Here is a 20,266-nt window from a genome sequence, read left to right as displayed (position 1 = left end):
GCTGATTAATCAGGAATTAACGGGTACCGTAAACAACAATTGTTTTGCCGTGTGCGGAGATCAAGTTTTGATCTTCTAGCATTTTCAGAATACGACCAACCGTTTCGCGGGAACAGCCAACAATCTGACCAATTTCCTGACGTGTGATTTTGATTTGCATCCCGTCAGGGTGGGTCATTGCATCTGGTTGTTTCGCCAGATTCAATAAAGTTTGGGCAATCCGGCCGGTAACATCCAGGAAAGCTAGATTACCGACTTTCTCAGAAGTTGTTTGCAAACGGTTTGCCATTTGGGCAGATAAACGCATCAAAATATCCGGGTTTACCTGAATCAGTTGACGGAATTTTTTATAGGAGATTTCAGCCACTTCACAGGCGCTTTTGGCCCGAACCCAGGCTGTACGCTCTTGCCCCTCTTCAAATAATCCAAGTTCACCAATGAAATCTCCCTGATTTAAATAGGAGAGGATCATCTCTTTGCCTTCTTCATCTTTAATCAAAACCGCAACAGAGCCTTTTACGATGTAGTAAAGCGTCTCTGCTTTTTCGCCTTGATGAATAAGCGTACTTTTAGATGGATATTTATGAATATGGCAGTGTGACAAAAACCATTCAAGAGTGGGGTCTGTTTGTGGCTTGCCGAGAACCATTCGCTTCATCCTCTGTTGTTATCGCTGCCTAAATAACACGAGAATCTAAAAGCTTCTCGTCAGGCTGGCTTATAAAGACACTAGCTTAACATATTAGTTTGTTGAAAAACCGACAGGTGAGGGTTTTATATAGGTTATCTGAAATTTGAACCTTAGGGTATTGATCTTAACCTATATATACCTGGCCCGCTTCTGTTTTTAACACAGGAAAAGGCTTCTGTCTTGTCTTGTGTTGTTTCAGCATAATAAACCGCTCATTAGATTGCCAGTTTAATACTGAAAGAGTAGGCTTGGATGCAAAGAGCGACTTAAGAGGTATTTATGCAAGCGCGGGTAAAATGGGTTGAAGGATTGTCTCTTTTGGGGGAGTCATCTTCCGGTCATCAGATCATGATGGATGGTAATGCCGGCGATAAGGCACCGAGCCCAATGGAAATGGTATTAATGGCAGCCGGTGGTTGCAGTACGATTGATGTAGTTTCTATTTTGCAGAAAGGCAGGTATGACATAAGAGATTGTGAAGTAAAGTTAACTTCCCGCCGTCGTGAAGAGACGCCACGCTTGTTTACTCATATTAATCTGCATTTTATTGTTACGGGTAAGGATTTAATAGATAAAGCGGTTGAACGTGCAGTCATGCTTTCCGCAGAAAAATATTGCTCTGTTGCGTTGATGTTGGGGAAATCAGTTGAAATTACCCACAGTTTTGAAGTTAAAGATATAGATTAAGATATTATTTCTTGATTAAAAAATAACATCAGGTAACTAATATTTCAGTTACCTGCTTTTTTAACTGAATAATATAAGATGCAAATTTAGCTACCAGATTTTCTAAATTTACCTCAGGCGCTGATTAACAAATCTTTTCCCCTTCCAGTAATCGCTGTACCAATGGCGTCATAATTAATTCCATTGCTAGTCCCATTTTTCCACCGGGGACCACGATGGTATTAATGCTTGAAACGAATGAGCCTTGTAACATTGCTAACAAGTATGGGAAATCAATTTGAGTCAGATCACGGAAGCGGATGACAATAAAACTTTCATCCAGTGATGGAATGGCTTTGGCTGAGAATGGATTGGATGTATCAACGGTAGGGACACGTTGGAAGTTGATATGTGTTCGCGAGAATTGTGGCGTAATGTAGTTAATATAATCATCCATAGAACGCACGACGGAATCCATCACAGCTTCCTGCGAGTGTCCTCGTTCTCCGGTATCGCGGACAAGTTTCTGTATCCATTCAAGGTTGACAATCGGCACGACTCCTACTAGCAGATCAACATGACTGGCAACATTATGTTGTGGTGTGACAACGCCACCGTGCAGACCTTCATAAAACAGCACATCGGTCTGCTTGGGTAAAGATTCCCACGGTGTAAATGTACCGGGGAGCTGGTTGTAAGGAACGGCATCGTCATAGGTATGAAGGTACTTCCGACGGCGGCCTTCACCGGTTTCACCATAATCAATCATGGTTTTTTCCAGCATGCCAAAATCATTGGCTTCTGGCCCAAAATAACTGATATGCCTTCCTTGCTCTTTGGCTTTACGGATTGCGGCATCCATTTCAGGGCGGGTGTAACGGTGGAAACTATCTCCTTCTATCTGCGCTGCACTGATGTTAAGTTGCTGGAAAATCTTACGGAAAGCTAAACTAGTGGTGGTTGTTCCGGCACCGCTGGAGCCGGTAATGGCAATAATCGGATGTTTGGCAGACATTCAGTAAACTCCATAATGTTAAGAATGGAACATTTTTTTTGGCACAATATTGATACTCTCATGCAGTTCAGACCACACCAGCATAACATCTCCCCGTTCCAATTGATGGCGTATGTCTGCGACTTTCTGCTCAAGCGATTTTTCATCTTCGCCATAGTCAGTGCCTTCCCGGAGGACAAAGCTCTCTATCAAATTTAGCAGAGTTTCTGGTTCCAGTTGTTGCCACGGAATAATCATTGTGGTTGCTCCAGATAAGATGACAGCCAATTTGGGATGCGTTGTTCCAGCCACATTTGTGGCTTCTTCAATGAACCACTGACAAAGCCGACATGTCCACCATATTCTGTCATTTGGTATTCAATATTTTTGGGTAACATTTTGAGATCAGGGACAACTTCCGGTGCCATAAAGGGATCGTCTTTAGCATGGATAATCAGTAGTGGCACGGTAATATCAGGCAGACGCGGCAGAGCACTACATTGGCGGTAATAGTCCGCTGCATTTTTAAAACCGTGGATTTTTGCGGTCACAATTTCGTCAAATTCCCGAATGTGTTTCAATCTTTTTACCTGAGACAAATTAATGGGGAGTGAACCGGGGTAGCGTAACAATTTGCGGGTGGCATTACGTTTCAGGCTATTAAGTAAATAGCGTTCATAAACCTGAGAAAATCCTTTTTCTATCCGCAGGGAACAGGCTTCCAGCATCAGAGGAGCGGAAACAATAACGGCAGCGTTGATCCGGGCATCTGTTTTTTCTTCTGCCAGATAGCAGGCCAGCATATTACCGCCGACTGAATAACCTACGGCTGAGGTGGGCGCATCACCGTAGGTCTGTTTTAACCAGTTCAGAAAATAACGGGCATCGCTTGTTTCGCCAGAATGGTAGAGACGTTTCTGGCGATTCGGTTCACCACTGCATCCACGGAAATGCATGACAACACCAAGCCAGCCTTTTTCCTGGCAGATATGCAGCAAACCGTGAGCATAAGGGCTGTGGAAACTGCCTTCCAGACCATGAAACAGGATCAATCGTGGCTTGTGTGTTGCGGTGGTGGGATCTTCACTCCACGCCAGGTCAACAAAATCGTTATCTGGTAAATCAAGTCGTTGCCAATATGGTTGCAGTTCAGGATTCCTCCGCACCAGACGCGGAAGGAGTGTCTGCAAATGCGGATTACTGGCTCCGGTTAGAGGACGAAAGATATCAGTCATAATGGTTTCGAGTTAAATTGATTAGTTATCTTGTATGGTGAATAACATACTGATATTTTCTGTGAAAGGGAAACGCCATTATTCAGGATGAAAGGTAACTCTTCATGACAGCAAGCCTGATTTTTTCATTAATAACTTTTTTGTTTATTTCTGCCATTACGCCGGGTCCAAACAACATGTTGCTGACTTCATCAGGCGCTAACTTCGGCTTTATCCGCTCTTTGGGGTTGCTCTTTGGCGTTGTTCTGGGCATGCAGACGATTTTATATCTGGCTGCTTTCGGAATAGCGGCATTGCTGTTGGTCTATCCTGCTATTCACATGGTTATGAAAATCGCAGGTAGCTTCTATTTGCTGTGGTTGGCATGGAAAACAGCAACAGCCAGTTACCGACGTCTGGATACCAAAGATAGCGCTGTTATCAAGCCGGTGCGGTGGTATCAAGGTTGGTTATTGCAGTTTTTGAATCCGAAAGCTTGGCTGATAGGGGTGGGCGCGGTTGGCAGTTACAGTATTGCTGGTGATCACTACCTCTATTCCATCATTGTGATCAGTATCGCGGTGATGTTTATTAATTTCTTGTGTGGCATGGTGTGGGCGGGTTTTGGTTCATTGATTGGAACGTTACTTCGTAGTCGCAATGCCTGGTTTCTGTTCAATATTACGATGGGCATATTGACGGCAACCTGTGTGCCATTGATTTGGTTTGGGTAATTCATCCGTAAATGGCATTCTGGTTATAAAGAATATTTATTCATGCTTTTTGGCTTTGGACATCGGTGTTAAAGCGTCTCTCTTTTTTTACTCCCGAAGATCAGGGTTAGTACAAAACCGCTGATATAAGCAATTATCAGCCCCGTTGCGTAAACTGCCATGCCGATAAAAATCCCGCTGTTGGAGGTCATCAACGGCAGTGCGACCAATCCGGATGGGCCGAAAACCGTATTCAATCCAACGGGCAAACCTAAATAAGCCACCAAACCGATAAAGAAACCACCAGCGGCACCGCCCAAACAGGCGGTGATAAAGGGTTTAATCCGTGGAAGTGTGACGCCGTAAATCAAAGGTTCACCGATGCCAAGAAAGCCTGGAATAATGGCACCTTTTATCTGCGTGCGTAGCAGAGAGTCTTTTTTCGCTTTGACATACAGCGCCAGCGCTGCACCAACTTGTCCTCCGCCCGCCATTGCAAGAATTGGGAACAGAGAATTAAAGCCTTGTGCGTCCATGAGAGCGAAATAGACCGGAACAAACCCTTGGTGAACACCAAACATAACCGCGAGTAAAAATAGCCCCGCCAATATTGCTGTACCAAAAGGATTACCATTAAGGTGAAGGAATAACCATGACATACCGCTAAACAGATAACTCCCTAGTGGCATGATGAGGATAAAGGTAATGGCCCCCATGATTAGCAGGGTAATAGCCGAGGTGAGGATCATATCCAGATTGTCTGGAATGATCTTACGGATTTGTCGTTCTACCCATGCTCCCAGAATAGCGGCGATAAGAACGCCGATAATATTGCCGCGTGGATCAATGCTATAACCAAAGAAAGTAGAGATACCGGAATAAAAACCGCTGGTGGCGTCTGGGTTATAACTGAGTACAAACAGCGAGGCGATAATGGCCCCGTTTATTCCCGAGCCACCAAAGGCTTTTTGCGCGTTATAACCAATCAGAATACTCAGAAAACTGAACATGCCTTTACTGAAAACTTTCATATAGCCGGTGATTTCAACCAAAACAGTATTAGGGTGCTCAACACCCTGAATGGCTATCTGTTCGAGTAAAGTAGCAAAGCCGAGAAGTAGACCAACGGCAATAAAACCGGGGATCAATGGCGTAAAAATAGTGGCGAATTTGGTCAGGAACTTATGTACAGCACTCACCTGCTTCTCTTTAAGCTGCTTTTTATTATCAGAAGCAATATTAGTCAAATTAGTGTCGCTTGGTTTCAATTGTTCTGTATGGGTAGACGAATTTAGCCATTCATTCATTATTTCAGCCGCTGTTTGGGCTTTTCCCGGCCCAAGCACAATCTGAAATTGATCGTCGCTTTCAATAATACCTAACACGTTGGGGATCTGTTTTAACGCCACTTTATCCACCTGCGTATTATCGCGTAGTGTTAGTCGCAGGCGGGTCATACAGTTGCCACATTGCGCCACGTTATCTGCATTGCCGATAGCTTTAAGGATCTGGGCAATGACTGTATGATTAATTTTAGCCATCTTCTTACTCCTTACTCAGCAGGGAAGTCGTTACCGAATGGCTGAGATCGTCGGTCGAATAAAACCGTGATGTTTTTCCAGTAAAGCTTTTGCTTGCTGAGCGCTTACTCCAGCCAGAATCATCACAATGGCGGTTTTACAATGCCCATCACATTCCGCCAGGGCCTGTTCAGCTTGTTCACGATTACATTCGGTAGCGGCCATAACGATATTTTTCTGCCTTTCAACCAGTTTGGCATTCGTCGCTTCTACGTCCACCATCAGGTTGCCATAAACTTTACCTGTACGGATCATGGCGCCGGTGGTCAGCATATTCAGAATTAGTTTTTGTGCTGTACCGGCTTTCATACGTGATGAACCTGTGACAATTTCTGGCCCAACTATCGGTGCAATAGCAATATCGGCGGCTTGTGTCATCGGGCTTTCCGGGTTGCAGCTAATACAGGCAACGGTTGCACCGATGGATTTGGCATACGCCATTGCACCCAAGACATAAGGTGTACGGCCGCTGGCGGCAATGCCAACCAATACATCTTTTGAGTTAAAGTTTAGCGCTTGAAGATCATTTGCGCCCAGTTGTTGGTTATCTTCTGCATTTTCAACGGCCTTCAAGATGGCCTGATGCCCGCCGGCAATTAATCCAACCACTTGTTCCGGTTTGGTACCATAAGTGGGAGGACACTCACTGGCATCCAGAATCCCTAATCGGCCCGATGTACCAGCGCCGATATAAATTAAACGACCTCCCTGACGAAATGCTTCGGTAATTTTATCTACCGTTTCAGCGATTTTCGGTAAAGTTTGCTTTACCGCCAATGAGACTTTTTTATCTTCATCATTAATGACTTGTAACATTTCAAGGGTTGGCAAAGTATCAATGTTGGCACTGGCTGGATTACGGCTTTCAGTTATCATGCTGTTGAGATTGGTTTTCATATTGTGTTCCTGATGGAATATTCTTGAAATGGTAAATAGTTATTTACTCTTCTTTGTCATAAAGAGCAAATTTGGTCAGTGTTTCGATAAAAGCGATAGCTTTTTGGATATATCTTATAGGTTGTAGTGCAAAAAGGGCTATAAATCGGGAAAGATGATATAATTTCTGCATTTATTGAAATGATGAATTAGGATATTAATATGAATGAAAAGAGAAGGGTTTTTAGTTATGCATGGTTCAAGGATCTTTTTTATATATGGATTAAAGATCTTTTGTCGGACATAATTCCCTTTATGGTGATTATAGCTTGGTCGGCTATGGCCGCAGGTTGTTTTCCAGATATGTGGGGTCGATTGACATTATTGGGTATTTTTGTTGTTACCATTTTTGTTTTTTTGCGTATTAGTAAGAGTTAAGCATATATATTTATATATGCTTAACTTGGTTTATTTTTAATAAACTCTCTCATCCCATATACTATAGGCAGATGTGCCGGCGGTTATGTGATTCCAGGATATGGATCTGTATTTGAGAAAAACTTTTTCGTATGGCATCATTTCATTATTGTTTATTGAATTCGGGTAGACGCAAGAAATGTCAACAATACTCGCTTCTATTAATTTGACCTCATAGAAAAGTTCTAACTGCCCAGCGAGATTTGTTCTGTAAAAGAAGAAAATCGCATTCAGTAGTTCGTTTGAAGATATTGCGGCTCCTAACAGCGGGGATGATTTATCTATTGGCTTGATAAATTGTATCGGGTGATGAGCGACATTTTTTTCGCGAGTTATCGTGTGATTTAGGTTCAATACCTGTATTTGATCTTCGTGCCCATTTTGATATCGGTTTCCTATAGAGTCTAGCATTGAACAACCGGCAGAAATTAAACCTTGTTTCTTACCTTCTAAAGATAAATAAATTATATGTGACATAAGTAATTACCATACAAATTCTTTAATTGAATTACCTAAGACTGTATATCTAGGCGGTGAAAGTACGACCTTAACACTAAAATATAAAGAAATTAATAGTTCAATGTTGAATTTCTTTCTCAAAGGATAGAAATAGTGATATAAGAAAAACGGGGTTTGAAATTTTTTGCTATTATATAGTCGACATGGCTATTTTTTATGTAATATAGTGATACATTCGAACTTTTAATTGTTAATAGGGTTAGCCGTATGAACGATAGAGATAGGCAAGAGTTATTACAACAACTCACTGACGTATTAGTGAATAGTCCGTTAATCCCAGAAGAAAAATTGGCAATGATGATGATGCAGTGTTTTCATCTATTGCTGTCAACTCAAGCCTGTGCGATTGACATGAAGGTTTCTGATGGCCATGTTCTTTCACTCAAATTGGAAACTCCGGCGGTTAAACACTAATGTGATGTACGGATATGAAAAGGGTTTCACAATGACATATAAAAAATACAACCCCTCTTGGCAGGGTTATATGGGGGATTTTCTGAGAGGTCATGTTGGGGCTAACCAATTAAAACCTCAGCATGAATTCTTTGATGCCATTGGTCTCGATAAGCAGTTAAGAGAGAATACAACCTATATTGCGCTGTTATCGTTAGATGAAGCGAAAGATGTTCTGGAAGATATTGATTCTCCAAAAACCAAAAGTCCATTTATAAAGAAAATATTTGAGATTACCGATCCGATATTGCCATATTCGGGTAACATACATGATTCTTTTGATCTTTTTAATGTTATAGGGGAATTTAAAAAATTAGGGATTAAAGTGACAGAGTATGTTAGTAAAGACGGAAATAGATATATTAAAATATCAGGTTATGCGGGAGTTAGGAAAATCATCACTGCTTCAAGATATAAAGCTTCTAATATGAAGGTGATATCTATGGGGATTGGGCAGCAAGGAATAAACAGTGGCATAGTTAAAGGAATGAAGTTCAGTATATTCTTTTCTGCGGCTTATCGAACGGTTGAGCTTATATTTAAGGATGAATACACTCTGGCTGATTTTTTAGGTAATATTGCGGTAGATTTGGCTAAGACAGTAATAACAGCCTGTGTTGCTTGGGCTTTTGGGGCTGTAATGATAGCTACATCTATTGCTGGTGCCAGTGTAGTTGGTGTGGCTTTTGTTGTATTTATTGTAGGTTTTGGAATGACATATGCACTTGATATTATAGATAAAAGATTTAAAATTAGCGAGAATGTAATTAATTTAATCAGAGCAGAAGTGGAAAGGAAACCAAGATCTACAGAAGCTAATTTCAACCAATTTCTTCATAACTGGGGGAATTATGGGAAATAAAAGAAAGGTTATACATATCATCTGCGCTCTTTTTATTTTCATTCTAACGTCATTCACTTTCTCTTTGACGGGAGGGAATTTAAATTCTTTAATTAAAATGGATGAAAAAATAATATTCTCAGGTGGTGTTTTTATGATATTTTTTTCTTCTCCTTTGGTTTTTTATTATGTTATTTTTGTTATTTTTGTTAATATAACTGGCCGTTATCCTAAACATCATGATGGTTTTAATAAATATTTGGGGACGATAGCTATTGTTTCATTTTTTTTAGGTTTCCCTACGTCTTTATATGTGAATTATAAATTAAAAAGTGATGGCTATTTGGTATGTCCAAGAATATCTTGGATGTCGCCGAATACCTATGTAAAAGATATTAAACTATGTGATTAATATTGGTCTTATTAGCAGGAGGAGGAGAAAAATAAATCTAGTATATTCGTCCTCATTTTTGATTTAAAGATTAATAGTTATATTTTAAGAATGATGCTTGCCAGCTATATTTCTCTATCCTATATAGTAGAAAATACATGTCATTGGGTGTATAGGAATTACTGTAGGGAAAACACCTAAAAATCGGAAAATTGATTATCTTCTAACGCATTTAATTTAAGTAAATTATTTACTCATTTATCTTAGGGAGTAGAAAGGAATTATGGTAAAAGTAAATTATTGTCAACATTTTTATAATAAATTAATTGATCATCTTATAATTGTTGTTTAATCTCTATTTAATTAATTTCAGTTAAGTCTTAAAAGATTTAGTTTATTATTGAAATAATAACGTAAGAAAGTATGAAAGATAAACCCGAATGGTGGAGATATGGATATACGTAATCTTAAAGCTTTTATCGTGTTAGCTGAAACACTTAATTATCATAAGGCTTCTCAAATACTACATATTTCTCAACCTGCATTGACTAAGAAAGTTAATGCACTGGAAGCGGAATTTGGGGCTCTTTTGTTTTCCAGAGGACCAGGTGGTACCAGGTTGACTGATTTTGGACAAAAAACCTTTGAGAATGCTCAGAAATTACTGGGTCATTTTGAGCAATTTCAGATTCAGGTTAATCATGATTTGCAAGATGATACGCCACATTACCTTTATGTTAGCTCTTGTTTTCCTATTTATGATTCTGGAAAAATGGAAGAGCGGATTTTTCTAGGTAGGAAGGAAAAAGCTGTGCTTGTGCTCATTACGGGTCTGACATTTGAGCAGCAAATGAATCTATTAAACTCTGGTTTATTACATATCGCCATTGTTCCTCTACCATTAACTTCATCACTTATGCCCAGAAAGATTTTTACTGAAAAACTCGTTTATCTTTTTAAAAAAGGCAGTGATTGGTTCCGGAATTTTACAGAATTAAGCGCTGAAATGGCATCGTTGTATCAGCTTATTGACATGGATGAGAATGATATACCAATTGATTTTACTGATGGCATTAACGCATTTTCTATTTATGATAATAGTATGAATTTAATGTTGAAAACGAATGATATTATGGTAATGATTGAATTGATAATTAAACGTAATGGTTTTTCTTTAGTCCCGGAAAAAGTTATTCGTTCAATTCCATCACAATGTTTGGATTTATTAGAAGTGTTAAAAACCGATATGGAGATTGATTTTGGTATCTTATGCAGCCCAGTTATTGAGTATGGATTGATAAATGAAGCAGAATTATTCTCTTCATTTATTGATAATATGTAAATGAGGAATCATAGTATAGTGTTTTTTAATGTAAAATAAATTCTTGCTAACTTAATGTTATTGTATGAACTGGGAAAATAAATCAGATATCATAGCTGTTTATTTAAATATTACTATTAATGGTAATATTTAACAGGCTATAATCAATAATATTTTATCAATTCTTTAATGGTATAATTGATGTTAAAGGATTGGAAGCTTTAATATATGTAAAAATATCGTAATGTAGAAGAGGGGAATGTTGTTATACCTAATAGATTTCGAGTTGCATCGCGACGGCAAGGGAGCGAATCCCCGGGAGCATAGATAACTATGTGACCGGGGTGAGTGAGTGCAGCCAACAAAGAGGCAGCTTGAAAGATAACGGGTATATTGATTATCTAAGCTCGGGTTAAACAAGAATAATCTTGTTGTGTCTGATAACTGTCTGTCCCAATAGGACTATTTTATTTACCATTCTTTGCTATAAAGAGCGAACATTGGGTAGTGCTCAGACAAAAGCGTTAGCTTTTGAACGCACTTTAGTGCGGCCCGTAGGACGAGCGAAGCGAGTCATCCTCACGTACTACGTGTACGTTCCGGTTTTTTCGCGCTGTCCGCGTTCACTGCTCATTGATAAGAACGGCCTGCAACAATTACGTCTATTGGGAGAAGATGTCAAAATGGTTTATTTTTACTGAGGTTTAATCCCCTTCAGGTGATAGACCAAGACAGTAAACGGGGCTACTCCTTTCGGCATTGGCAAGTTGCCATACACGACCTTAGCTAAAGCATAGGCATCAACTTCTGCACCTTCACCCAACAATGGAAGCGCCTCACGCACTACGGCTGGTATATTATCGTCAGCGGTAAGTGTCAGTGTCGGAATAGCGCTTAAAGTGGCACCATCAACAATCTGCTCAGACAAAGCTAGCGAAACCGGTGCATCTTGGTCCTTAATAGGGTGACCTTTCTTTACCACAAAGTACACCAATCCATTGATTTTCTTTGCTGGTTTGCGTCCGGCAGTTTTCTTCGCAATCAGAGCTTCGCCCACCTTAACCTTGGCATTTACCTGTTTTTGTAATTGCTCAGCAAAGGTCAGGTAATACTTATCCATATCACTGCGTTTAAGCTGTATGCGATTGCGTAATCCATCAGTCAATCCGGCAATCACTCGAGCAGGATCCAGAGACAATCCACTTTCCGTATAACTCGCCAGTGTCTCTTTTAGCCCCGAGGCCATTGCTTGGCCCACTACATAGTCACGCTTACGATTATCGCTATCGAGCGGTACACTCACGGACTTATTGGTTTTTACCGCTCGATCATTAGCCTGCACTAGTTGATAACGAGTAGAAACCAACGCCGTCTCTAACTGCACTCGAACAATGTCAGCTTCTCTGAACTGTTTACGCACTGCCTCTAACTGCGTTTGTGCTTCTTTGAACTGATGCTGTGCAGCCGTCAGCAGGGTCTGATTATCACTTAACTGTTTTTGTAACGTATCCTTCTGCTTCTGCACTTCTACCCTGACTGATTGGTGGTCAGATAGCTGCTTACGGCTCTTTTCCAGTTCAGTCTGGGAAGATTTCAACTCTGCGATACTATCGGTAAGTTGTCTTTTAAGTGAGGTAATTTGTTGAGCTTGGCGCAAAGCATCCTCAGTCGCACGGTTAGCCTCAGTCTGAGATTGGGCGGCTAACTTTGTTGTCAACATCGTAAGCTTAAGGTTCAGCTTTCCCATCTGAACCTTAAGCTTACGATTCTCCGCACGCAATGCTTTACGGGCTGCTGCTTCGCTACCACCGGATGAGGCCCCCATACCAACAAGAATTGATGTTCCAACTGCATGTTTTGATGCACTTCTGTTTGAAGATGCTGCACCAGATTTGGACTGTTGCGCCATTAGCGTACTCAGACCATAATCAGAATCACTGGCGCTTTCCATCAAGCTATCCACCAAGAACGCGCCGCTGGGAGGTGTATAGTTTCCACTTTCTGCCGCACTCACAATATCAACCGTTCCCAAAAAACCAATTAACAACCAAGCACAGCGATGAAGATGCATTCGTACACAGCTCATTGTGCATCTACCTGATTAATTAATGCCAATGATAAGTCGTTCTTTATACGATAACACAAACTGGTAAGGGCATACTGATACTTAGGGCGTACTAAATCATTGATATCCTCACTGATCCCGTTAGCCACCGCCAAATATTGACTACCAGTACGGGCAATGCGATCAAACTCGGCCTTGTAGCGTGTGTATTTAGCGCCGCTGAACTGCTTCAATGCCTCCAACTCGCGAGTACATTGTGCCAATTTACCGGAATTGCTGTCAGCAGAGGGTTGTATATTTCCGGCAAAACGACAATCACCGCTTCCAGATACAGGGGGTAATGAAGAATGATCCAATGTGTTAGATGTTGCCGATACTTTTATTTTACTTGATGTTGGCACTCTCTTCGGTGTGAGCTCTTGAGCACATCCTGTTAAAAGAAATGCGATTGCTAATAGTAGGTAAAAATAACAACCATAAGATACAATGCAGTGCCCTGTTATTTTCCGAACCTGCAACATCACACATATATGTTTAAGAACAAACAAGTTATTCACCTTATTACTCCCCAGCATCATTAGTATCAAAACTAATTAAAAGCCATAATCACAATAACATCTCCTGAATAGGCACCTGCACCAACTTTACCCAATGATTGAAGTCTGGATGAAAAAGAAAATGAATAGAGATTATTTCCACTTACCGTTATTGGAACACCATTCCAAGCATTTGAACCATTGATATCCACATCGGAGTAAAGTGTTTTTTCAGGATTTAAATAAATAAACTTTTCACCCGTTGAGGATTTTGTATATAAAGTCAGGTTAGCTGGCAATGTGCACTGCACATTTCCTGTTATTGTTTTCTTATTCCCGTTGAGATTTTCTTGCCCCAAATTGCCATGATCAATTACAGATGGCAAAGAAAGACTGCAAGATTGCTTGACTGATGGCACCTTGCCACAAACACTACCAGGCCACTGCTGTGCATCTGAATCACCTATAGTAGGTTGGTGTCGAATATAAAACAATCCTACACAATCTGCTTCAGGGGATCGCAAAAGGAAATCTGATCGATATGGCAACGGAAATTTTTTTTTGTACTCCTCGGCTACCCTCTTCTTAGTCTCATATCGAGAGATTTCAAGACAATGATCCTCCATCTTACAGCTACCATACATCCCCGGGTTTACAGGGGCACTGTGATATTTCACATCTGGACCAACATAACAAAGCATAGAGTTGTAACATGGGTTTCGGTCGGTATCATTTTCCGTCCAGTCAACTATTTGTAGAACTACACGTGTGTCTCGACCACCAGCATTGACTTGGTACATGTCAATTGGCATAACAAAGGCCCCTGCGTTTACCTCTATAAATGGAACACTTGCCAATGTCATGAAAAAAACAAGATAGAAAAAGCCCCTCATATTTCCTCCATTTCACTCATAGTCCAACATAAACGTCGAAATAGCCGAGAATCTACCAAATACTATTGAGTGATTTTTGATAGCAGAAGGCTCCCCTTGCACATAGGCTTTAAAATCCAGCGTGGTATTGCCATTATTTAAACTGTATTTTTTAATGGTCTTGTTTATCGAAATAGATTCTCCTGCCAGAGACTCTATTCCAACCACTGCCCCTGATGCTTGACTTCCCGGCTGAAAAGCCAAAAGTCCAGGAAGCTCTTTATCTTCTTTACCTAGAAATTTTATATTCACCTCCTGAGCCCTTGTCATATCACAGTTTATGAGGTGAATTGAAAACGCTTTACCCGGACTACGTTCATTTTGATAAAGATGTTTTCCGAATACCGTACCGAAGTCCACAGTGATGGCATCATCTCCAGGCTGGATATCACAAGCTTCTCTAAACACATTCACTTTTATACGAACAATGGATTCATATTTATCCTTCGCATTACACACTGAGCTTATCGAAAGCAAGAGCAACAACGCTTTTAACAGGTTACGCCGACACAAGGACGGCATCAGTCCATCTCGATCTGGCTTTAGGATGGTGTTCATACATGCCTCCTTTACTGAGTTATCCCAATTTCAGCAAACATCTCAACCGGGTTTACTACTTTTCACGGTACAAGTGCCACCACTACAACCAAACACTAATTTTGGCCGACCACCGAAATCATTGATGAAAATCAGTACAGGATTGTTACCCATTGCTGACGCACTGCCACTCAACACAGCACTGCCTTCTGGTGGGATCATCATCGGATTAAAACCGGATACCGCTGCCCCATTTAGGCTGGACGATGCTGATGCGATGGTCACGTAGTATGGCGTCGGATTGTTCACTACATAGCGATCCCCTTGTCGAGTCATCGTCAACTTCTCCTGATAAGGATTTTCGTAGTCCGTGCGGCCAACAGTAATAGCCTTTGGCCGATAAAACAGTTTGATACGTGTTTGCAGCGCAATCTGCAATGTGTTGGGTTTGTTGGACTTTGGTGGAATTTCCCGGAGGTTGAAATAGAACAGCGTCTCTTTATCCTGAGACAACATGTTGATGCCCTGAGTGACTTGCAACTTCACTTGGCTTTTGGCTCCCGGCTCTACTCTCTGAAGTGGCGGTAGTGCAGTCAGTGGAGTGTTAATCTTGTTGCCATGTTCGTCCTCAATCCAAGCCTGCGCAAGATAGGGCAACTCTTTATTCTGGTTACTGATACTAAGGCTCATTGATCTATCTTCCCCATTAAACACCGCGCGGGTGCGATCGAGGGCAATAGCTGCATTAGCTTGCTGAACAGCCAGAATACCGGCCAACATGACAGCAGAAGCCGCCGCGTTTTTTTTCATTGTCATACTCATGCGGTTGTTCTTATCTTTAGGCAACATTTCCATTCATCCACCCCACACTTTTATTAATCTGCATTACCCGTCCAGTTTGTCTTAACTCACCTGCCACTTTCGCCGCCGATCCTCGCTACGTTACCTGTGTTGGCTGATGTAACAACTGTCTCTACAGCGTCACTACCATCATTCCCTTTAACATGCCGACAAGGTAACAACAGATTATTCATCAAGTTGGCTAGAAGAGATTGCGGTAATGTGATGAGACACTGTATACGACCATCCCAATGCACACTCATGTTCTCGCCTGGATTAATGCCGGTTAACCACACACTTCCTTCATCATTCACGATGCCAGTTTGCATTTCACGTTCGTTCATCACGATAGCGCCGAATGGAGGAGCCGTACCGTCTGTCAACTTAATAATGGCCATCGCCTTCTCGCCGGCGATCATCCCAAACTTGCGATAACCAATCGCGCCTTCCGTTAGCGTGCCTTGTACCACCGAGCGAGTTGCATCCACGTTATCCGCCAGTTGATTCACGTCCACATTAACGCTGCTGCGGTAGTAACTGTTGATATCACTCACCACCGCTTTACCAAAAATGTTGGTATGGGTCACACTGCCATAACCGCGTATTGGTACACCACCAATCCCATCAGCGTCGATCATCATGCGTGTTCCCCCTATCATGTTGATACGGTGTAGCGCAGCGCCATCTGCCGTTGCCGTCATTCCCCCCTGAAGTGACAGCCCCATAGCGCTATATTCACTTCCACGGAAATTGGCATTCGCTGTCAACTTAGCTATATCCCCCTCATGGGTGAAGTAACCACTGCCAATACTACGCCCACCCTGACCGTTACCGACATTAATCCGATATGCATTGTTGTCATCGATACGGTCATAGTAGCCCACAGTATTACTACTATTACGGCTAAGCTGACCGTCATAGGTTATTGTGCTATTTTCACCCCACGGTACAGCCATACTCAGATACAAACCGTCATCATTAGTGCCGTTGTACTGAGTCCGATATGCCGTTAGGCTCAGGCTGATGTTTTTAAAGCGTCCAATGTCGAAATAACGTGATAGTGACAGGTTATAAGTATCGTTGTTCGGACGGTCCCAATAGGTCTGATGGCCGTAGTTCAGATAAACACTCAGCCCCAATTCCTTAAACTGCTTGTTAAACGTGATGGTATAGAACTCTTTACCTCTGCCATTATTGACACCGTAATAACGCGCCTCTAAATACTGTGACATGCTCATGAAGTTACGTTCTGAGAAACGGTAACCTGCAAATGTTATCTGGCTGTCGTATTCGTCAAAGCGTTTAGAATAGCTAACCCGATACGAGCCTCCGTGTTTGGTGTCATCATGCAGAAGCTGAGCTCGCGACTGCGTTATATCAAATGACAATGCACCAAACGCCAGCAAGTCACGGCCGATACCGATAGCCAGAGCGTTATAGCCCCTAGCCAGCAAAGCGCCTCCGTACAGCGACCAACCGTTGTTCACCCCCCAAGAGAATTCTCCGGTTGCAAAGCCCGGCCCTTTACTGCGATGCTTAATATCTGATGGCTTACCGGTGGCAATTTTGTAACGAACCATACCCGGACGTGTCAGATAGGGGACATTAGCGGTATTCACCTGAAAGGTCTGTACGCTGCCATCCTGCTCCTGTACCTTCACATCCAGCTTGCCATTCACCGCAGTATTCAGATCCTGAATACTGAAAGGGCCTGCTGCCACCTGAGTTTCATAAATCACACGCCCCTGCTGACTGATAGTCACCTTGGCATTGGTCTTCGCCATCCCAGTCACTTCCGGCGCATAACCACGCAGGTTCGGTGGCAGCATGTTGTCGTCCGATGTCAGACTGGCTCCGATGTAACGGAAACTGTCAAATATCCCGGAGTTGAGGTAGTCTTCCCCCAACGTCAGTTTGGCACGCAGAGCGGCTATCACGCGGTAGACGTAGTAGCGGCTCCACTCCCAGCTTTGTTGGGCACTGCCTAACTGCCCCGTAGTATGGCTGTACTGCGCCTGCCAATCGGCCCGCAGACGCCAAGGTCCCAAGTTGGCCCCAACTGTTCCGTTACCACTCAAAGATTGCGCTTGGCTGCCTGCACCTGACTGATTCGTCACTTGTGCATTGACGCTGTAGTCAAACAACATACCGGAGATCCCATTATCCCAACGTGACGGCGGATCCCAGTTTTCCAAGGTATATTCTAAGTAAGCCTGTGGCATGCTGATGTATAGTGCCCCAGCCCCCAAGTCACCTCGAACTTCCATACCTTTCAGAGAAGCTATTTCTAGGCATTGGCCGTTATGCCACCAAGTAAGCTGACGGATTGCATCCGCTTTAAGCCCCAGTTGATCAACTATCTTCGGCGTCAGGCATGCTTCACTGCCTTTTGGATCATGATCAGGAGCAATGAACTGCACTGTCTGCTCGGGCAATTCGTTTTTATTCAAGCGTAATACCATCTGGTAGCTACCTTGCATAATGTAGCCAGCCTGGGAAAACTGACTTACGTCAATACGCGCCCGATCCTTGACATCAAGAACATCTGTGTTGAATTCCACCCTATCAGCAGCCTTTACCATCTGCACGCCACCAAGAGCCAACAAGATACACAGCGCCACCGAGCTCTCCCCCGCTCCACAAAGTAACGATGGCGGTATGACTGCTCCTTTCATCAGAAATAATCCAGTTTGAAACGTATCATGGTGCGGAAGATCCCCGCGCGTAACACTTGGTGAGCTGTTACCAGACGTAACGTATAATCCAGTCGCATTGAGCTTATTTGCAGATCCTCTACAGGCATTGGTTTGCCCGGCACTACTACCGCTCCTGTACTGTCCGATATCTGTAATCCCACACCATTCGTCTCACCATTCACGCTGAACAAGTCGTCACGAGCAGCCACACCATCAAAAGTCACTCGAAAGTGTGAGCTGCTCAGGTGATTCAGTAATACGGGAGTCAACAGACAATTAATCAACTGTATGCTTAAAAGCCGTACCGGCCCGTGACCACTGCGGATAATTTGTCCGACCAAAATAGATGATATGTCGATGGTCTGATCTTGATTGCCCAGAGCAATTGTACACGGCGTACCAATGATGGAGCCTTGCATGTTGACGCGGCCGTGCTCTTGGTTGATAGCGGTTGCCATAAATGACAATATCAGACTGGTTAGTACCAACAACGTCAGCAGGGAAGGCAACATCTTAGAACAGGTTGGACGGCTAAGAAGTGTCATCTCGCTCTCCAGAATTCGGTTTACCAGCAAATTCATTTCCCTAATCTGTAGGGACCCCCCTCTTTCCCCTGTCTAGGTAACAGCGGGAAAGAGAAACAGATAGATCTTCCAAAGCACAGAAAGGCTTCTTTCAACACCTTTATTGGTAAGCCAGAGTGAAGTTAGCTACGGCGGTGAAATCACCAGGAACGATAGTTGCAGAAGCCCCGTCACCCTGTAAGAAAGCAGCGAAGTGCATGGTAGAATCGGAGCCATCGGTGATGATTGTGGGTGAACTCTGTTGTCCTAGTTTGATAAGTTTGGCGTTATCGTTGGTGATACCAATAGCTGCACCAGAGGCCGAACCAACAATTGCCAGTAGGTCCTTATTCACAGAAGATGGTGTTCCAGAGAAAGTCGCCGTTACAATCTTCTTTTCTAAGCCGTTAGCATCACAGTCTAGTAAACGGATATTAAAAGGAATCGGGGTGGACTTACCACCGCCTGCCAGTGCTTTGTTGGAAACCTGCCCCAGCTTCACAGTCTGATGGTCATCATCTGGGTGGATGGAACAAGGCGCATCGATAATAGAACCTTCAAAAGTCACTTTTCCTTGGCCTTGGTTGGTATTTTTAGTACTGGGGGAAGGCGCAGGGTCTTTAGCATTGACAGAACCTGCTGTTAGGGTTACACCCAATCCGAGAGCCATAACCAATGTATTCAATTTCATGTGAATTAATTCCTTAACTTAAGGATAAGATACCCATAACCATACAAAAGTAGCAGTGTAGGACTTCAACTCCTACACCAGATATCCAATGCAAAAAGGGTCTTAAAATCTCATATCAACATTTTTTAAAACCAAACAAAATGCACCAAACTGTTTTGTTTAGTTATAAATACTAAAATGGATAATATTTAAGAATTAATATCCAAAAAAAACATTAATTTAAATTTATAAACTTTCTAATTAATTGATATCTGATTAAGTTCAAACAAACCAACTGATTTTTTACAAAATAATATTGATAAAATATTAAAAGTAATAAAAAAATATCAAAAAAACCATATATTACAAATGGTTAAGTGTTGTCAGTCTGGAGAGGTATAAAAGTTGACTTAGGTGATAGTTTTGTGTAAAACTATTCACAGTTTGGTGCATTCTGTTTAGTTTTTTGTTGTAAAATAGTTTCTTAATTTTTAATAAAAATTCTACATCCTGATATTTTCTATCAAAAAATCACTGTTCAATGATATATATAATTTTATATTTATATATAAAAAATATTTATTTCTTTCTTATGATAAATAAATGGAATTTTAGATCAGTAATTCCATAAAATCTCTATTAATTGATATAGTTATTTAGATTAATATTCTCTATCGGTAACTATTTGCTC

General features: G+C 41.9%; 22 protein-coding genes. 7 read left to right on the top strand and 15 right to left on the bottom strand.

Annotated elements, in window-relative coordinates; genetic code table 11:
* Positions 1-16: 16 nt before the first annotated feature.
* Positions 17-649 (bottom strand): cAMP-activated global transcriptional regulator CRP, encoded by a 633-nt coding sequence (gene crp / locus KZ793_RS09490; RefSeq protein WP_010848517.1) that lies wholly within the window; start codon positions 647-649, stop codon positions 17-19.
* A 321-nt stretch (positions 650-970) separates the two neighbouring features.
* On the opposite strand from crp, the gene KZ793_RS09485 reads away from it, so the two are divergent.
* Positions 971-1,378: an OsmC family protein gene (locus KZ793_RS09485; protein ID WP_225815109.1), complete on the top strand. Its 408-nt coding sequence runs from the start codon at positions 971-973 to the stop codon at positions 1,376-1,378.
* Between the two features lie 124 nt (positions 1,379-1,502).
* Here the strand turns inward: KZ793_RS09485 and KZ793_RS09480 are convergent, their stop codons facing one another.
* Genes KZ793_RS09480 through KZ793_RS09470 form a run of 3 tightly spaced genes read right to left on the bottom strand, consistent with a single transcriptional unit; the run spans position 1,503 to position 3,586 of the window.
* Entirely contained in the window at positions 1,503-2,372 is an 870-nt protein-coding gene (locus tag KZ793_RS09480) for a phosphoribulokinase (RefSeq protein ID WP_225815108.1), read from the bottom strand.
* An 18-nt stretch (positions 2,373-2,390) separates the two neighbouring features.
* On the bottom strand, positions 2,391-2,609 hold the full coding sequence (locus tag KZ793_RS09475) for a YheU family protein (RefSeq protein WP_225815107.1): 219 nt from the start codon (positions 2,607-2,609) through the stop codon (positions 2,391-2,393).
* On the bottom strand, positions 2,606-3,586 hold the full coding sequence (locus KZ793_RS09470; RefSeq protein WP_225815106.1) for a hydrolase: 981 nt from the start codon (positions 3,584-3,586) through the stop codon (positions 2,606-2,608). Before KZ793_RS09470 ends, KZ793_RS09475 begins: the two co-directional genes overlap by 4 nt.
* A 104-nt stretch (positions 3,587-3,690) precedes the next feature.
* Here KZ793_RS09470 and KZ793_RS09465 point away from each other — a divergent pair, with 104 nt between their 5' ends.
* On the top strand, positions 3,691-4,299 hold the full coding sequence (locus KZ793_RS09465) for a LysE family translocator (RefSeq protein ID WP_225815105.1): 609 nt from the start codon (positions 3,691-3,693) through the stop codon (positions 4,297-4,299).
* 68 nt (positions 4,300-4,367) lie between these two features.
* Here the strand turns inward: KZ793_RS09465 and murP are convergent, their stop codons facing one another.
* Together murP and murQ are read right to left on the bottom strand one after the other, a co-directional pair.
* Positions 4,368-5,819 (bottom strand): PTS N-acetylmuramic acid transporter subunit IIBC, encoded by a 1,452-nt coding sequence (gene murP, locus KZ793_RS09460; protein WP_225815104.1) that lies wholly within the window; start codon positions 5,817-5,819, stop codon positions 4,368-4,370.
* Between the two features lie 30 nt (positions 5,820-5,849).
* Positions 5,850-6,755, bottom strand: a complete 906-nt coding sequence (gene murQ, locus KZ793_RS09455) for an N-acetylmuramic acid 6-phosphate etherase (protein WP_225815103.1) — start codon at positions 6,753-6,755, stop codon at positions 5,850-5,852.
* A 201-nt stretch (positions 6,756-6,956) separates the two neighbouring features.
* Here murQ and KZ793_RS09450 point away from each other — a divergent pair, with 201 nt between their 5' ends.
* Entirely contained in the window at positions 6,957-7,172 is a 216-nt protein-coding gene (locus KZ793_RS09450; protein ID WP_225815102.1) for a hypothetical protein, read from the top strand.
* Positions 7,173-7,208: 36 nt separating this feature from the next.
* Here the strand turns inward: KZ793_RS09450 and KZ793_RS09445 are convergent, their stop codons facing one another.
* The gene (locus KZ793_RS09445) at positions 7,209-7,688 is read right to left on the bottom strand and encodes an Hcp family type VI secretion system effector (protein ID WP_225815101.1); all 480 of its coding nucleotides are present in this window, start codon (positions 7,686-7,688) and stop codon (positions 7,209-7,211) included.
* 249 nt (positions 7,689-7,937) lie between these two features.
* Here KZ793_RS09445 and KZ793_RS09440 point away from each other — a divergent pair, with 249 nt between their 5' ends.
* The 4 genes from KZ793_RS09440 to KZ793_RS09425 all read left to right on the top strand — a co-directional run bounded on the left by KZ793_RS09440 (position 7,938) and on the right by KZ793_RS09425 (position 10,757).
* The gene (locus KZ793_RS09440; RefSeq protein ID WP_225815100.1) at positions 7,938-8,144 is read left to right on the top strand and encodes a hypothetical protein; all 207 of its coding nucleotides are present in this window, start codon (positions 7,938-7,940) and stop codon (positions 8,142-8,144) included.
* Between the two features lie 31 nt (positions 8,145-8,175).
* Complete coding sequence (locus KZ793_RS09435; RefSeq protein ID WP_225815099.1) at positions 8,176-9,045, top strand: hypothetical protein; 870 nt, start codon at positions 8,176-8,178, stop codon at positions 9,043-9,045.
* A complete protein-coding gene (locus KZ793_RS09430; protein WP_225815098.1) occupies positions 9,035-9,436 on the top strand; it encodes a DUF1240 domain-containing protein in 402 nt (133 codons plus the stop codon). Before KZ793_RS09435 ends, KZ793_RS09430 begins: the two co-directional genes overlap by 11 nt.
* 430 nt (positions 9,437-9,866) lie before the next feature.
* Positions 9,867-10,757: a LysR family transcriptional regulator gene (locus KZ793_RS09425; RefSeq protein WP_225815097.1), complete on the top strand. Its 891-nt coding sequence runs from the start codon at positions 9,867-9,869 to the stop codon at positions 10,755-10,757.
* A 673-nt stretch (positions 10,758-11,430) separates the two neighbouring features.
* Here the strand turns inward: KZ793_RS09425 and KZ793_RS09420 are convergent.
* The 8 genes from KZ793_RS09420 to KZ793_RS09385 form a co-directional block, all read right to left on the bottom strand.
* A complete protein-coding gene (locus KZ793_RS09420; RefSeq protein WP_225815096.1) occupies positions 11,431-12,822 on the bottom strand; it encodes an FKBP-type peptidyl-prolyl cis-trans isomerase N-terminal domain-containing protein in 1,392 nt (463 codons plus the stop codon).
* The gene (locus tag KZ793_RS09415) at positions 12,819-13,358 is read right to left on the bottom strand and encodes a hypothetical protein (RefSeq protein ID WP_225815095.1); all 540 of its coding nucleotides are present in this window, start codon (positions 13,356-13,358) and stop codon (positions 12,819-12,821) included. The genes KZ793_RS09420 and KZ793_RS09415 overlap by 4 nt, the downstream gene beginning before the upstream one ends.
* A 32-nt stretch (positions 13,359-13,390) precedes the next feature.
* Positions 13,391-14,230 carry an MrpH family fimbial adhesin gene (locus tag KZ793_RS09410; protein ID WP_225815094.1) on the bottom strand — a complete coding sequence of 280 codons (840 nt, stop codon included), beginning with the start codon at positions 14,228-14,230 and terminating at the stop codon, positions 13,391-13,393.
* Positions 14,231-14,242: 12 nt separating this feature from the next.
* Positions 14,243-14,827, bottom strand: a complete 585-nt coding sequence (locus KZ793_RS09405) for a fimbrial protein (protein WP_225815093.1) — start codon at positions 14,825-14,827, stop codon at positions 14,243-14,245.
* 42 nt (positions 14,828-14,869) lie between these two features.
* Entirely contained in the window at positions 14,870-15,616 is a 747-nt protein-coding gene (locus tag KZ793_RS09400) for a fimbria/pilus periplasmic chaperone (RefSeq protein ID WP_225815154.1), read from the bottom strand.
* A 98-nt stretch (positions 15,617-15,714) separates the two neighbouring features.
* Positions 15,715-18,321: an outer membrane usher protein gene (locus KZ793_RS09395; protein WP_225815092.1), complete on the bottom strand. Its 2,607-nt coding sequence runs from the start codon at positions 18,319-18,321 to the stop codon at positions 15,715-15,717.
* Positions 18,321-18,887 (bottom strand): fimbrial protein, encoded by a 567-nt coding sequence (locus tag KZ793_RS09390; protein ID WP_225815091.1) that lies wholly within the window; start codon positions 18,885-18,887, stop codon positions 18,321-18,323. The genes KZ793_RS09395 and KZ793_RS09390 overlap by 1 nt, the downstream gene beginning before the upstream one ends.
* Positions 18,888-19,026: 139 nt before the next feature.
* Complete coding sequence (locus KZ793_RS09385) at positions 19,027-19,596, bottom strand: fimbrial protein (RefSeq protein WP_225815090.1); 570 nt, start codon at positions 19,594-19,596, stop codon at positions 19,027-19,029.
* Positions 19,597-20,266: the final 670 nt, after the last annotated feature.

It is taken from the genome of Photorhabdus antumapuensis (assembly GCF_020387775.1).
Taxonomy (GTDB): Bacteria; Pseudomonadota; Gammaproteobacteria; order Enterobacterales; family Enterobacteriaceae; genus Photorhabdus; species Photorhabdus antumapuensis.
Note: the sequence above shows the minus strand (reverse complement) of the source record. Positions and strands in the feature narration are given on the sequence as shown.

Excerpts from the sequence above, each read along its gene's own strand:
- KZ793_RS09410 (WP_225815094.1), bottom strand. The coding sequence starts at position 14,230 with ATGAGGGGCTTTTTCTATCTTGTTTTTTTCATGACATTGGCAAGTGTT.
- KZ793_RS09465 (WP_225815105.1), top strand. The coding sequence starts at position 3,691 with ATGACAGCAAGCCTGATTTTTTCATTAATAACTTTTTTGTTTATTTCT.
- murQ (WP_225815103.1), bottom strand. The coding sequence starts at position 6,755 with ATGAAAACCAATCTCAACAGCATGATAACTGAAAGCCGTAATCCAGCC.
- KZ793_RS09390 (WP_225815091.1), bottom strand. The coding sequence starts at position 18,887 with ATGACACTTCTTAGCCGTCCAACCTGTTCTAAGATGTTGCCTTCCCTG.
- KZ793_RS09400 (WP_225815154.1), bottom strand. The coding sequence starts at position 15,616 with ATGAAAAAAAACGCGGCGGCTTCTGCTGTCATGTTGGCCGGTATTCTG.
- KZ793_RS09445 (WP_225815101.1), bottom strand. The coding sequence starts at position 7,688 with ATGTCACATATAATTTATTTATCTTTAGAAGGTAAGAAACAAGGTTTA.
- KZ793_RS09470 (WP_225815106.1), bottom strand. The coding sequence starts at position 3,586 with ATGACTGATATCTTTCGTCCTCTAACCGGAGCCAGTAATCCGCATTTG.
- KZ793_RS09435 (WP_225815099.1), top strand. The coding sequence starts at position 8,176 with ATGACATATAAAAAATACAACCCCTCTTGGCAGGGTTATATGGGGGAT.
- KZ793_RS09385 (WP_225815090.1), bottom strand. The coding sequence starts at position 19,596 with ATGAAATTGAATACATTGGTTATGGCTCTCGGATTGGGTGTAACCCTA.
- KZ793_RS09480 (WP_225815108.1), bottom strand. The coding sequence starts at position 2,372 with ATGTCTGCCAAACATCCGATTATTGCCATTACCGGCTCCAGCGGTGCC.
- KZ793_RS09405 (WP_225815093.1), bottom strand. The coding sequence starts at position 14,827 with ATGAACACCATCCTAAAGCCAGATCGAGATGGACTGATGCCGTCCTTG.
- KZ793_RS09420 (WP_225815096.1), bottom strand. The coding sequence starts at position 12,822 with ATGAGCTGTGTACGAATGCATCTTCATCGCTGTGCTTGGTTGTTAATT.
- KZ793_RS09485 (WP_225815109.1), top strand. The coding sequence starts at position 971 with ATGCAAGCGCGGGTAAAATGGGTTGAAGGATTGTCTCTTTTGGGGGAG.
- KZ793_RS09395 (WP_225815092.1), bottom strand. The coding sequence starts at position 18,321 with ATGAAAGGAGCAGTCATACCGCCATCGTTACTTTGTGGAGCGGGGGAG.
- crp (WP_010848517.1), bottom strand. The coding sequence starts at position 649 with ATGGTTCTCGGCAAGCCACAAACAGACCCCACTCTTGAATGGTTTTTG.
- KZ793_RS09450 (WP_225815102.1), top strand. The coding sequence starts at position 6,957 with ATGAATGAAAAGAGAAGGGTTTTTAGTTATGCATGGTTCAAGGATCTT.
- KZ793_RS09425 (WP_225815097.1), top strand. The coding sequence starts at position 9,867 with ATGGATATACGTAATCTTAAAGCTTTTATCGTGTTAGCTGAAACACTT.
- KZ793_RS09430 (WP_225815098.1), top strand. The coding sequence starts at position 9,035 with ATGGGAAATAAAAGAAAGGTTATACATATCATCTGCGCTCTTTTTATT.
- KZ793_RS09475 (WP_225815107.1), bottom strand. The coding sequence starts at position 2,609 with ATGATTATTCCGTGGCAACAACTGGAACCAGAAACTCTGCTAAATTTG.
- murP (WP_225815104.1), bottom strand. The coding sequence starts at position 5,819 with ATGGCTAAAATTAATCATACAGTCATTGCCCAGATCCTTAAAGCTATC.
- KZ793_RS09440 (WP_225815100.1), top strand. The coding sequence starts at position 7,938 with ATGAACGATAGAGATAGGCAAGAGTTATTACAACAACTCACTGACGTA.